This window comes from Acinetobacter bouvetii DSM 14964 = CIP 107468 (genome assembly GCF_000368865.1).
GTDB lineage: Bacteria > Pseudomonadota > Gammaproteobacteria > Pseudomonadales > Moraxellaceae > Acinetobacter > Acinetobacter bouvetii.
On sequence record NZ_KB849726.1, the window covers coordinates 717,707 to 730,297 of the forward strand.

The window sequence follows — 12,591 nt, forward strand, 5'->3', positions numbered from 1 at the left end:
TAAAATCTGTGGCTTAAATAAAAGTTTTCACATTTGCATGATCTTGGCAATTGGGACTTTGAGTGAACATGGTTAGCCTCTATAATGTGCTTTCTTTTTTGTCTGTTTAAAAGGGTAGTCTCTTGAGTATCATTGTTGCATTAGATGCTAAAAGCCAATTTGACGCGTTAAAAATGGCAGAGCAGTTAGACCCTGCATTATGCCGAGTAAAAGTTGGTAAAGAGCTGTTTACCCATGAAGGCTCTTCTATTGTTAAAGCTTTACATGGTGAAGGCTTTGAAGTTTTTTTAGATCTAAAATTCCATGATATTCCCAATACGACTGCGCAAGCGGTATGTGCTGCTGCGGATATGGGGGTGTGGATGGTGAATGTCCATGCTTCAGGCGGCCGTAAAATGATGGAAACCTGTGTTGAGCGTTTAAAGGCGGGCAACTATAACACTCAGCTGATTGCAGTAACGGTGTTAACTTCGATGGGCCGTGAAGATTTAGCCGACATTGGTCTGGATATTGAGCCATTTGAACAAGTTAAGCGCTTGGCAAAACTGACTAAAGACAGCGGTTTGGATGGGGTGGTGTGTTCTGCGCAAGAAGCAAAAATGCTGCGCGAGGCTTTAGGTTCAGAGTTTGCATTGGTGACGCCGGGTATTCGCCCTGAGGGTTCAAGTGCAGATGATCAAAAGCGTATCGTAACGCCAAAACAGGCAATGTTAGATGGCGCAACACACTTGGTGATTGGCCGCCCAATTACCAAATCTGAAAATCCTCGTCAAACTTTAAAAGATATTTTAGCGACACTATAATTTTGCATTCGATAAATACTTCACTCGGTAATTATTTTATTTGATCCAGAATACTAAAAAACCTTTCATAAGAAAGGTTTTTTTTTATACATTGGTCTTTTCATTCTTAAAATAGTGAATTGGCGATATGAAAATAAGCCCGCATTAGACGAGTTGCAAAATACTGAAGTACAGTACATTGAGCAATTAGAGCAAGAACAGAAGCAACCTAATTCTTCTAATTGGGCTTCAGGTATTGATGTTGTTGAAATCGTAAAGGAAGCGATTGATGTTGTTGCTGATTTGATTAGCGGTATTGATTTGAGTATCTAGTTGATTTGTTCATTAGTGAGTTAAATGTTTGGATAAGCCCCTTATTGGCAAGATGAGGGACTTATCATTTGAATTGCTAGATCAATTAAAGCGCAGCCAATATGCTGACAGCAATGGGCGCTAAAACAGATAATATGAAACCGCTGACCATGGCATGCGGAATAAAGTCATTGCCGCAAGACTGTTTGACCATTGGCAGGGTTACATCCATCGCGGTTGCGCCAGCTGCTGAAATAGCAGAGCGGGGGTAGCGCCAGCCAATCAAATACATAAACAGGATAGAAAAAATTTCTCTGAATAAATCGTTAATGAGCGCAATGCTGCCTAAATGCGCATCTTTCAATTGAGTAATGACAATCCCGGTCATGGAGTAAAAACCGTAGCCTTGCGACAGCATAATTAAATCTTTTAAGCTGATCTCGCTAATGGCAAATGAAACAGCCAGCGCGCCTAAAATTGAGCCAATAATGCAGGCCAGCGGCACCAGCAGGATTTTCCAATTCAGCCATGATCGGTCTAATGGTGAGTAGGCTAAATCCAAGCCGATTAAGAACATAAAGCCCAGCAGCAGATTCCATGTGCTGATATGCAGGCCTATATTAAGATGGCTGAAGAGCTCTGCTGCGCCATAACCGAATGCGAGGGCAAAAAAAGCGTAGCTGATATTCAATAAGGAACTGAGCAGCAGGTCGGCAGAAACTTTGCCTTGCATCGGCTGATAGCCAATGGCTTTGAATAATAAATAGCAGCAGATAAATGCTCCGACCGATGTGGCCAGTGCAATGCTGACAGCTGTGGTTAAAATATGCGCAGGACTGCTGATGCTTTGTAAAGTCTGTGAAAACTCAATAGCAATGGCAATAAGCAGGAGGTAGGAAAAATAAGGCAGTATTTTGAAGCCAAATTGTTCTAATTTAGTCGGTAAACGGCGGGCAAGCATAAAGCCCAGGAACAGGCAAAATAGCAGCTGAAAAATCAACCAAAAGGATTGCATAAAAAATCAAGCAGGTGAAGAACACCTGCCTATTATGACCATTAAATATTTATGCTGCACGTGTTCCCTTAGATTTTGTGAGCAGAAGATAATCTGCGGGATTCAGTTTTTTGGTATTGAGCCAATATTTCCAAGTATAGGTTGGCCACAGGGCAAAGTTTTTCCCGCCATCCTGCTGATACCAGCTGACACAGCCGGATTGCCATACGGTACCGCCCATCATGGTTTGCACCTGCTGATTAAACTGATCCTGCACGTGACCTTTCACTGCAATTGCTTGGCTGTGTGTCCTGGCCACAAGATCCATCATTTGCAGAATATATTCAACTTGCGATTCAATCATAAAAACCACAGAGTTGTGGGCTAAAACGGTATTTGGCCCCAGCAGCTGGAAAAGGTTTGGAAAGCCTTTAGTGCTGATGCCATAAAAACTTTCTGCGCCATCTTTCCATGCATCTTTTAATTCAAGGCCATTTAAACCCGTACAGTTGAATGACTTGAGGTAAATGCGGGGGTCGGTAATAAAGCCTGTCCCATATATGAGGCAGTCAATTTTACGAATTTTTCCATCCTGCGTGATGATGCTGTCGGCAGTCAACTCTTGGATGCCGTCTGTGACCAGCTCAACATTTTTTCGGTTGAATGCAGGAAAATATTTATTAGAAACTAAGATCCGCTTGCAGCCCATAATGTAGTCAGGGGTAAGTTTTTTAGCAATGGTTTTGTCTTTAACTTGGTAGCGGATAAAAACTTCAGCCAGCTTCTGCGCATATTTCATGGTCAGAGGTTTTACAATCGGCACAACCCTTGATTCGTTTGACCAGTATAAGCGTGCACGGTGCAATTTTCTGAACCAGTCGAATTTTGCAAAAAGCTTTTTTTCTAAATCTTTATACAGGCGCTCATCACGGGGAATGACCCATGCGGCTGTACGCTGAAAAACATAAAGCCGTTCCGTTTGCGGCGCAATTTCAGGAATATATTGAATTGCGCTGCCGCCAGTGCCGATTGAGGCTACCGTTTTTCCGTGCAAATCATAGTCATGATCCCACTGTGATGAATGGAAAACTTTGCCTTTAAAATTTTCAATTCCAGAAATATGCGGAATTTGCGGGACATGCAGCGGGCCGGAGGCAAAAATGACATATTGTGCGATCAGTGTGCTTTGATCATTTAGAGTCAGTTGCCATTGGCACTCATCTTCAAGATATACGGCTGAAAGGACTTCACATTGCAAGCGCGCATACTGTGCAAGTTTAAATTCGGAAATTAATCCTTGAATATAATCAAAAATTTCAGGCGCTTCGGCATAGCGTTTCGTCCAGTCTGTTTTGGGTGCAAAGGAGAGTGAATACATATGCGACTGTACATCACAGGCTGCGCCCGGGTAGCGGTTTTCACGCCAAGTGCCGCCAAAATCATTGGCTTTTTCCAGGATAGTGAAGTCTTGAATGCTGTTTTGCAGCAGGCGTATAGCCATTGCAATGCCGCCAAAGCCGCCGCCAATAATCGCGATTTGCGTTTTGCCAATCTTTTGATTTTCCGTATTTTCCATACAAATAGCTCTTTTTATTCCTTATGATGCACAGCATAAATGAAATATATATGCTGACACTATGATTGGGCTGACAGTTAAATTGATCAAAACGGCAATTTTCAAAGCTGAATATTTATAGTACAAAAGAAAGAACTTTTATGGATTTATACTGTAATGAAGCGATCTATTCTCAGCTTGATGTATTTGGTGCAGGGCATGCGCAAAGCTGGGATAGATGTGGATGCAAAACTGCAAACGATTGGCCTGCGCATTGATGCGCTGGATGCAACATCGGTCATTCATCCAAGTCTGGAATGGGATGTGCTGAAAGTCATAGGGCAGGATGTTGCGCCGGAACAGGGCTTATTTATTGGACAGCATTATACGCTGGCGGGTTATGGGCCGTTATTGATGCTTTTGGTCACAAGCCCAACGTTACGCACCGTGCTGGATCAAGGCATTCGGTTTCAGCAGCTCACGCATTTGACCGGGCGTTTGGCGCTGGACATTGCTGATCATAAAATAGCGCTATGCTACCGCCCGCAAAATATCCATACGGAATTGGGCCTGCTGCTGGCGCAATGTGAAATATCGGGCACTTATAAATTTATCCGTGATTTATATAAAATGATGGGTCTGGCGTCTCCGCAGGTGCTGATTGATTTGCCATTTAAGCAGCCGCAAGATCCGCAGCAGTTGGCGATTTATCATGATTACTATGGTCCGCAGGTCAGGTTTGGTGCGCCATATGCCAGTTTTTGGTTTGATGAATCGGTATTTGATGTGAAAATTCCGTCAGCCGATCCGATTACCTTCCGATTGTATGAAGCAAAATGCATCGCAGAATTGGAGCGCTTAATGGCTGATGAGCAGGCGCCGTCATTGATTCAGCGTGTACAGGATTATTTAGAGCTGCAGACCGGAGCTATGCCCAGCATGGCGGAAACCGCGCAAGCGCTGAATTTGCCTGAGCGGACATTGAGGCATCAATTGCAGCAGCTGAATACCAGCTATAAGCAAATCCGCGAAGACATTATTAAGGACAAGGCTTTGCGGCTGATGGAATACAAGGAGTATTCAATTGAGATGATTGCAGAATTATTAGGCTATTCAGAACCTGCAGCATTTAATCATGCGTTTAAGCGCTGGTTCGGGCAAAGCCCGCGTCAATATACAAAATAGCCTAAGTTTATTAATGCCAAAGTGTTATATATTACGGTTCAATCTTCGCTATAATTTTATATAGCCCCAAATAGTATTTAATGATATGTCTGAATTACAAACTCACCACAGTACGGCTTTTACTCCAATTTCTCCCGCAGAGCGTTATGCACAAGCGCTGGCATCTGGCCAATTTTTGCCAGATGAGGCTCAGGCTGTTGCGGTGCATGAACTGGACCGCGTATGGCAAGAGCTGATTCAGCGTTTTAAAGCTTCAAAAAAGGCCTTCCGCCGTTTCCGCCGCCAAACATCACCGCATGGCGTTTATATGTGGGGTGGTGTCGGCCGCGGTAAAACATGGCTGATGGATCAGTTTTATGAATCTGTGCCGTTCCGCCGTAAGACCCGCATGCATTTTCATCATTTTATGCAGCATGTGCACCGTGAGCTGAATAAGCTTTCGGGGCAGCGCAATCCTTTAGAGTTGGTTGCAGATCAAATTTATAAAGAAGCGGTTGTCATTTGCTTTGATGAATTCTTTGTTTCAAATGTCACCGATGCCATGATTCTGAGTGACTTGTTTCAAAAATTGTTTGCCCGCGGTGTGACTTTGGTCGCCACCTCAAACATTGCGCCAGACGGCTTATATAAGAATGGCATTCATCGGGACCGTTTTATTCCCACTATTGAAATGGTGAAAAAGAACTGTGTCGTCCTGAATGTGGATGCAGGCGTAGACTACCGCTTGCGCGTATTGAAACAGGCACAGCTGTTTAAAAGCCCTTTAACGCATGAAAATAAATTGTGGATGGCGCAGCGTTTCGGCGCTTTGACGCAAACTCAAACCGTGTCTCAGGAGCCGATTATCATTAATAAACGGATAGTCGAAACCATTGGCCATACAGAAGATGTGCTGTGGTGTGAATATTCTGAACTGTGCTTAAAGCCGCGCAGCCCTGCGGATTTTATCGAAATCGCCAATATTTATAATACGGTATTGGTCAGCAATGTGCCGCACATGACGGATTACCTCTCTGAGGGCACACGCCGTTTTATTTATTTGGTGGATGAATTTTATGACCGCGGCGTAAAGCTGCTGTTAACTTCGGAAGATTCAATTATTGACCTTTATCAAGGTGAAAAATTGGCCTTTGAAATTGAACGCACGCGTTCACGCTTATTGGAAATGCAATCCGATGACTATTTGAATTCGGCGCACCGTCAAATTAATGCACCGGAAAATGCAGAATAATCGCTGATGAAGCACAGCAAGGAGCGCCAAGAACTGGCGCTTTTTTTTATGCAAATATGACTGGCGATTTTATCGACATTTGGTATTTTTCATGGCTTAATCAAGCCTTCGAGTGACTGAAAAAGCCAATTTTGTTCAGTTTTAAAACAAAATTCTGCACTTAAGTCTAATTTCGGCATTTCAAAAACTTTATACACTGTAAAAGAGCATTCAAGCTGATGATGATGTTGCATTTCTGATCGTTATTTTATCAAGTCATGAGGGTATTTGCTTGGTAAAAAATGATCGTTATTTAGTAATGTGATAGTGCTATTCAGCTAAGTATAAATAGGTATACTGGAATCTCTTGTTATAAAAAGTAGCAATATCAGGAAAGACAATGACTGCACGTATTCAAAAAGGCAAGTTAGCGATTGCTAAAGAACTTTACGATTTCATCGAAAATGAAGCACTTCCAGGTTCAGGTTTGGACAGTGAAACTTACTGGAAAAACTTTGAACAAGTCGTTGTCGATCTTAGCCCAAAGAACAAAGCACTATTGGCTAAGCGTGACGACATTCAAGCGAAAATTGATGAATGGCACCGCAACAACAAATTTGAACTCGAAGCTTACAAAGCTTTCCTTACTGAAATTGGCTACTTATTACCAGAAGTAGAAGATTTTCAAATCAGCACAGAAAATGTAGACGAAGAGATCGCATTGCTGGCTGGTTCACAATTGGTGGTACCTGTGCGTAATGCGCGTTACTGCTTAAATGCTGCAAACGCGCGCTGGGGTTCTTTATACGATGCGCTTTACGGTTTTGACGTGATCCCTGAAGAAGGCGGCGCAGAAAAAGGCAAGGGCTACAACCCTGTCCGCGGCGAAAAAGTAATTGCATTTGCTAAGAATTTCTTAAATGAAACCTTCCCATTAGCAAGCGGTTCACATGCTGATGCGACAAAATATGCGGTAGAAGGCAAGAAACTGGCGGTAACGCTGAAAGACGGTTCAACAACCACTTTAGCGAAAGAAGCGCAGTTCGTTGGTTTCAATGGTGAAGAATCTGCACCTGTTGAAATTGTACTTCTTAACAATGGTCTGCACGTGATCATTGAAGTAGATGCAACTAGCCCTATTGGTAAAACTGATGCGGCGGGTGTAAAAGACCTTGTTCTTGAAGCAGCGCTTACCACGATTCAGGATTTAGAAGATTCGATTGCAGCCGTTGATGCTGAAGAAAAAGTGGAAGGCTACCGCAACTGGTTAGGCTTAATGAAAGGCACTCTTTCAGAATCTATCGAGAAAAACGGTAAAACTGTAACGCGTACTCTGAATAAAGACCGTACGCACAAAAACTTGATTGGCGGTGAAACGAAACTTCATGGCCGTTCATTGATGCTGCTTCGCAACGTGGGTCATTTAATGACGAACCCTGCGATCCTTGTAGATGGTGCTGAAATCTACGAAGGTATTATGGATGCTTTAATTACACCATTATTGACTTTCGCAGACATCAAAGGTCAAAACGAAAACAAAAACTCTCGTAAAGGGTCAATGTATATCGTTAAACCAAAAATGCATGGTCCAGAAGAAGTTGCATTTGCTGTTGAATTGTTTGAACGTTCAGAACAAGCGCTAGGCTTACCTGCGAAAACGTTAAAAATCGGGATTATGGATGAAGAACGCCGTACATCTGTAAACTTGAAAAACTGTATTGCTCAAGCGAAAGACCGTACTATTTTCATCAACACGGGCTTCATGGACCGTACTGGTGATGAAATCCATACCTTTATGGAAGCGGGCCCATTCGTTCGCAAAGGCGAAGTGAAAGCGCAGATCTGGTTCCCAGCTTATGAAAACCGCAACGTGATGATTGGTCTTCAAACAGGCCTTCGCGGTAAAGCGCAAATTGGTAAAGGCATGTGGCCTAAGCCGGATATGCTTGCGGATATGTATAAAACCAAGATTGAGCATCCAGAAGCGGGCGCAAGCTGTGCATGGGTTCCATCTCCATCTGGCGCAGTCATTCACGCGATTCACTACCATCAGTGCAATGTATCGGCTCGTCAGCAAGAGTTGTTGAAAACGGAAGCATTGCCGCTAGATGACTTGTTAACTCCGCCTTTAGCAGCCGATACAAACTGGACTGAAGAAGAGAAAACCAAAGAGCTTGAAAATAACCTTCAAGGGATCTTGGGGTATGTCGTACGCTGGGTTGACTTGGGTGTGGGCTGTTCTAAAGTGCCAGACATCAACAACGTTGGCTTAATGGAAGACCGTGCAACATTGCGTATTTCATCTCAGCACGTTGCAAACTGGCTGCGTCATGGCATCGTATCTGCAGCGCAAGTTGAAGAAGTGATGCAGCGTATGGCGAAAATTGTGGATGAGCAAAATGCAAACGATCCGCTTTACACGCCTATGGCGCCAGCATTCAACGGTTATGCATACCAAGCGGCGTATGATCTAGTGTTCAAAGGCGGCGAACAGCCATCGGGCTACACTGAGCCATTGCTTCATGCAGCGCGTTTAAAGTTAAAAGGTTATACTGGTGATTAATCTTCACCTTGTCTAATCAAAAAAGCCTCTTCGGAGGCTTTTTTTATATATGATGGAAATATACAAATGGAGTAAAGCATGTATTTTTGGCGCACAGATAAGCTGATTGAAGATTTAAAACAAAATAGAGTGAGTCAAAACGAGTTTAAAAATTATTATTTGGCCAGCAGTATTATTGTGCTATTGGGCATTTTTGCTTCCAGTCAAATTGAACCGGAAGAGCTGAAAATCAGTTTTGCACTTTTTTTGATTAATTTGGGCCTATTGATCAGCTGGACCAATGCCATATTTAAAGCCAATGGCGGTGCGCAGGGGCATGCTTTTTTAAACCGCATTATTGCCCTTTATTTACCGATCATGCTGAAAACTACAGCATTTGTTATTGTTCTTTATTCACTCATTTTATCTATTTTTAACCAGTTTGAAGCTGATTTTGATGAAGCGCAATTTGCACATATCAAAACACTCATCAGTATGGCGGTTGATATTTTTTCTTCTTTTTTGGTGTATTGGCGTATTTGTGCAGCCGTTAAGAAAATAAACAGCCCGCAGGCGGCGGTAAAAAGTTAAGTTTGTTTTATGGGATTTCATGAAGCATGGTTTTGGGGCCATTTGGCTTACTTTAAAAGCGATAGACTGTATGCAATGAAGCGATTGCACTCAAAAGAATGACATTGCCGTGGCGGTGTATGCTATGCAATTCTAAGCCCGGCCGTTTACAAGGCGGGCTTTTGCAGTTTGAAATTGAGCGGGATATTGTCGTTGGCTTGAAGCCCATCAGATACAGAATCATAATATCCGTCTTATAATGAAAATCTCCAAATCAATTATTTTCATCATGTGTGCAAATTTCAAACCGCTGACATTGGCGCAGCTTGAAGCGTTAGGGTTAACTGAAATTCCGTTTGAATATTCAGATGAAGTCTACCCGAATTATGAAATGCCTCTGCTGTTTAGATCCCAGCAAGGGCTCGAGTGGCGCAAAGTGCGCTTTGGCATGATTCCTAAATGGGCTGATGATCTGTCGATTGCACTGAAGACTTATAATGCGCGCAATGAAACACTGATGCAAAAGCCGACATTTCAAAATTCGATTCATAAGTGTAAATTCGGTGTCATTCCCGTTTCCGAATTTTATGAATCAAAATACATTGATAATAAGCCTCAGCGCTGGAGTGTCAGACGCAAAGACGGTCAAGCCTTCTATATTGCGGCGCTATATGAAATTTGCCAAAAAAGCGAAGATATTATTCGATCGGCAACGATGATTACTATGAATGCGATAGGCCATGCCATGATGAAAGAATTTCATGAGCCAGGTGATATAAAGCGTTCAGTCATCGTGATTCCGCATGACCGGCTGGAACAGTGGCTCAGCTGGAAATCATCCAATATTCAGAGTTTTGTAGACGGGTTTCCCGTAGAAGAATTTGAATGTGCTTATGCGCCTAAAATAAAAATCGAAAAAATCAACCCCCAACTGAATTTTTTCGATTGATATATCGACTGTATATTAACGTGAAAGATTTTTAAAAATGTGTTTTAAACTTTCAATCATTTTTTCAATTTGAAGCGGTGTCAGGCCTTCAAAAGACTGTTCCAGCACAACATTCATTAAGTCGTTAATTTTTTGCGTCATTAAGTGGCCTTTTTCAGTCAGCACCACACGAGTAATGCGCGCATCGTCTTCACAAGAGTAGGTGTTGACGAAGCCTTCATCTTTGAGGCGGTAGACAATTTTTGTCGTGGTCGACATTTTGGATACCACCATTTCAGAAAGATCTGAAACACTTGCATTTGGTTTGGATTTCAGCGCAAGCAATATGCGCCGTCTTGAATTGTCTACACCGTATTTCTTTAAAGCGTGATCGACATTTAATACGTATTGGGCATGCACTTGCGTGACCCAATAATATGGAAAGTCTTCTAAATTAAAGTCGTCACCGGATGGTAAGAATTTTGCATATTTTTTCGTCATTTAAAGTCCCCAATTTTCTTGTAATTTTATTTTAACGAGTCGACATTTTATGAAAAATAATGGTGCAATATCAATAGATTTTTATCAAATATAATCAAAGAAGGAAAATCTATCATTGGGATTTCCTTTTGTAATATTTTAAATAAATCAAAACTGCTGTGAACCTTTGATCAAGGCGGTCTCTATTGATCTGTTTTATCTGAGAATCTTCCTCTAATTTGATGATGAAACCAAAGAGAAACCTTTTTAGCCGAAAATCCTGAGATGATTGGAATAAGCCCTCTAGGCGCAGATCTAAAAATAAAGGAAGACGTAGAGGAAAAAACACAAAAAAACGATACAAAAATCAAAGTTTGTGCATAATGAAGTGTCTTTAGTTGAAAAGGTTTTTTTTATGGATCCCTCGCCGAGCGTAGGTCTATCTGTTTTTCTTCAAAAAAGTTATTCAATGCACTGTTTTGGAGATGTTTTTTAATGGAATTTTTAATGGACCCGGGTTTATGGGTCGGCTTAATCACTTTAATTATCCTTGAAATTGTTTTAGGTATTGATAACCTGGTATTTATTGCAATTTTGGCTGAAAAACTCCCGCCAGAACAGCGCGATAAGGCGCGTGTTGTTGGCCTTTCCCTCGCACTCTTTATGCGATTGGGCTTATTGTTTGCCATCTCTTGGTTAGTCACATTGACCAAACCGCTTATTACAGTCTTTGATTGGACATTCTCAGGCCGAGACCTCATTTTACTATTCGGCGGCTTATTCTTAGTCTATAAAGCTGTCACTGAATTGCATGAAAAAATAGAAGGAAAGCCTGAGCTCAAAGTTGCGACAAACGTTGTATATGCTGGCTTTACAGCAGTTGTTGCGCAAATTGTGGTTTTGGATGCGGTATTTTCTCTGGATTCGGTCATTACCGCCATTGGCATGGTGGATAATATTTATGTCATGATGGCTGCGATGATCGCCGCTATGGCCGTGATGCTGCTTGCCTCTAAACCGCTGACAAGCTTTGTTAACCGTCATCCAACAGTTGTCATTTTGTGCCTGAGTTTCCTGCTTTTAATCGGCATCAGCCTCATTGCGGAAGGTTTTGGTTTCCATATTCCAAAAGGCTATATCTACTCAGGTATTGGTGTGGCTATTGTGATTGAAGCCTTTAATCAATTTACCCAGCGGAATGTGGCAAAGCATGAGTCAAAAATTCCGCTGCGTCACCGTACTGCCGACAGCATTTTAAAGCTGATGGGCGGTAAAATTGAAACCGCAGACAATCCTGAGCATCAGCAGGCGCAAGAAGCTTTTGCCGCAGAAGAACGCTATATGATTGGCGGTGTTCTGACACTGGCAGAGCGTTCAGTGGCGTCAATTATGACCCCGCGCAGCCAGATTTCTTGGGTCGATCTGAATGATTCGCCAGAAAAAATCCGTGAACAGGTGCTTTCAGTGCCGCATAGCTTATTTCCAGTCTGCCGCGGCAGTTTGGATAAAGTCATCAGCATTGTCCGCGCGAAAGAGCTGCTGGATGTTTTAGATGATGAAGATGAGCTGAAAAACCTGATCAAAAAGCACCGTCCAATTTATATCTTTGAAAAGATGAAAGTGATTGATGCGATAAATACACTGCGCACGTCGAAAGGTTCTTTGGTCATGGTCTCGGATGAATTTGGCAATGTTCAGGGCTTGATTTCACCGCTGGATGTTTTTGAGGCAATTGCAGGCGAGTTTCCTGATGCAGATGAACAGCTGGATTTGGTCAAGCTGGGCGAGAAGGAATGGAAAGCCTCCGGCATGCTGGATCTATACCAGCTGGAACTGGAGCTGGGCATGCTGGATTTAGTCGAAGATGATGCTGGCTATATAAGCGTGTCTGGCCTGATTTTAGATAAGATGCAGGGCCATGTCGAACTTGGCACAGTGCTGAATTACCAAGGCATTCAATTTAAAGTGACTGAGATGGAAGGCAATCGGATTAAATCGGTGCATATCCAAGCTTAATGCTTAAATACGCCTTG

General features: G+C 42.5%; 11 protein-coding genes. 8 read left to right on the top strand and 3 right to left on the bottom strand.

Annotated features, from left to right (window positions below):
• Window positions 1–122: 122 nt before the first annotated feature.
• Together pyrF and F941_RS06265 are read left to right on the top strand one after the other, a co-directional pair.
• Window positions 123–803, top strand: a complete 681-nt coding sequence (gene pyrF, locus F941_RS06260; protein ID WP_005009045.1) for an orotidine-5'-phosphate decarboxylase — start codon at window positions 123–125, stop codon at window positions 801–803.
• A gap of 114 nt (window positions 804–917) precedes the next feature.
• On the top strand, window positions 918–1,115 hold the full coding sequence (locus F941_RS06265) for a hypothetical protein (protein WP_005009047.1): 198 nt from the start codon (window positions 918–920) through the stop codon (window positions 1,113–1,115).
• Between the two features lie 85 nt (window positions 1,116–1,200).
• On the opposite strand, the gene F941_RS06270 is transcribed toward F941_RS06265, so the two are convergent.
• Both F941_RS06270 and F941_RS06275 read right to left on the bottom strand, forming a co-directional pair.
• Window positions 1,201–2,109, bottom strand: a complete 909-nt coding sequence (locus F941_RS06270) for a LysO family transporter (RefSeq protein WP_005009049.1) — start codon at window positions 2,107–2,109, stop codon at window positions 1,201–1,203.
• 49 nt (window positions 2,110–2,158) lie between these two features.
• Window positions 2,159–3,664, bottom strand: coding sequence for a flavin-containing monooxygenase (locus tag F941_RS06275; RefSeq protein WP_005009051.1), 1,506 nt, complete (start codon window positions 3,662–3,664; stop codon window positions 2,159–2,161).
• Between the two features lie 156 nt (window positions 3,665–3,820).
• Between F941_RS06275 and F941_RS06280 the strand changes: the two genes are divergently transcribed.
• From F941_RS06280 to F941_RS06300, 5 genes are all read left to right on the top strand, one after another.
• Window positions 3,821–4,828 carry a helix-turn-helix domain-containing protein gene (locus tag F941_RS06280; RefSeq protein WP_005009055.1) on the top strand — a complete coding sequence of 336 codons (1,008 nt, stop codon included), beginning with the start codon at window positions 3,821–3,823 and terminating at the stop codon, window positions 4,826–4,828.
• 85 nt (window positions 4,829–4,913) lie between these two features.
• Window positions 4,914–6,059, top strand: coding sequence for a cell division protein ZapE (gene zapE / locus F941_RS06285; RefSeq protein WP_005009056.1), 1,146 nt, complete (start codon window positions 4,914–4,916; stop codon window positions 6,057–6,059).
• Window positions 6,060–6,438: 379 nt separating this feature from the next.
• Window positions 6,439–8,601, top strand: a complete 2,163-nt coding sequence (locus tag F941_RS06290) for a malate synthase G (protein ID WP_005009057.1) — start codon at window positions 6,439–6,441, stop codon at window positions 8,599–8,601.
• Window positions 8,602–8,679: 78 nt separating this feature from the next.
• Window positions 8,680–9,171, top strand: coding sequence for a hypothetical protein (locus F941_RS06295; RefSeq protein WP_005009059.1), 492 nt, complete (start codon window positions 8,680–8,682; stop codon window positions 9,169–9,171).
• Window positions 9,172–9,439: 268 nt separating this feature from the next.
• Complete coding sequence (locus F941_RS06300) at window positions 9,440–10,099, top strand: SOS response-associated peptidase (RefSeq protein WP_005009063.1); 660 nt, start codon at window positions 9,440–9,442, stop codon at window positions 10,097–10,099.
• A gap of 15 nt (window positions 10,100–10,114) precedes the next feature.
• Here F941_RS06300 and F941_RS06305 read toward each other — a convergent pair whose 3' ends face one another.
• Window positions 10,115–10,579, bottom strand: coding sequence for a MarR family winged helix-turn-helix transcriptional regulator (locus tag F941_RS06305; protein WP_005009065.1), 465 nt, complete (start codon window positions 10,577–10,579; stop codon window positions 10,115–10,117).
• 474 nt (window positions 10,580–11,053) lie between these two features.
• Here F941_RS06305 and F941_RS06310 point away from each other — a divergent pair, with 474 nt between their 5' ends.
• Entirely contained in the window at window positions 11,054–12,574 is a 1,521-nt protein-coding gene (locus F941_RS06310; protein WP_005009067.1) for a TerC family protein, read from the top strand.
• The last annotated feature ends 17 nt before the right edge of the window (window positions 12,575–12,591 follow it).

Excerpts from the sequence above, each read along its gene's own strand:
- F941_RS06270 (WP_005009049.1), bottom strand. The coding sequence starts at position 2,109 with ATGCAATCCTTTTGGTTGATTTTTCAGCTGCTATTTTGCCTGTTCCTG.
- F941_RS06275 (WP_005009051.1), bottom strand. The coding sequence starts at position 3,664 with ATGGAAAATACGGAAAATCAAAAGATTGGCAAAACGCAAATCGCGATT.
- F941_RS06280 (WP_005009055.1), top strand. The coding sequence starts at position 3,821 with ATGAAGCGATCTATTCTCAGCTTGATGTATTTGGTGCAGGGCATGCGC.
- zapE (WP_005009056.1), top strand. The coding sequence starts at position 4,914 with ATGTCTGAATTACAAACTCACCACAGTACGGCTTTTACTCCAATTTCT.
- F941_RS06290 (WP_005009057.1), top strand. The coding sequence starts at position 6,439 with ATGACTGCACGTATTCAAAAAGGCAAGTTAGCGATTGCTAAAGAACTT.
- F941_RS06295 (WP_005009059.1), top strand. The coding sequence starts at position 8,680 with ATGTATTTTTGGCGCACAGATAAGCTGATTGAAGATTTAAAACAAAAT.
- F941_RS06300 (WP_005009063.1), top strand. The coding sequence starts at position 9,440 with ATGTGTGCAAATTTCAAACCGCTGACATTGGCGCAGCTTGAAGCGTTA.
- F941_RS06305 (WP_005009065.1), bottom strand. The coding sequence starts at position 10,579 with ATGACGAAAAAATATGCAAAATTCTTACCATCCGGTGACGACTTTAAT.
- F941_RS06310 (WP_005009067.1), top strand. The coding sequence starts at position 11,054 with ATGGAATTTTTAATGGACCCGGGTTTATGGGTCGGCTTAATCACTTTA.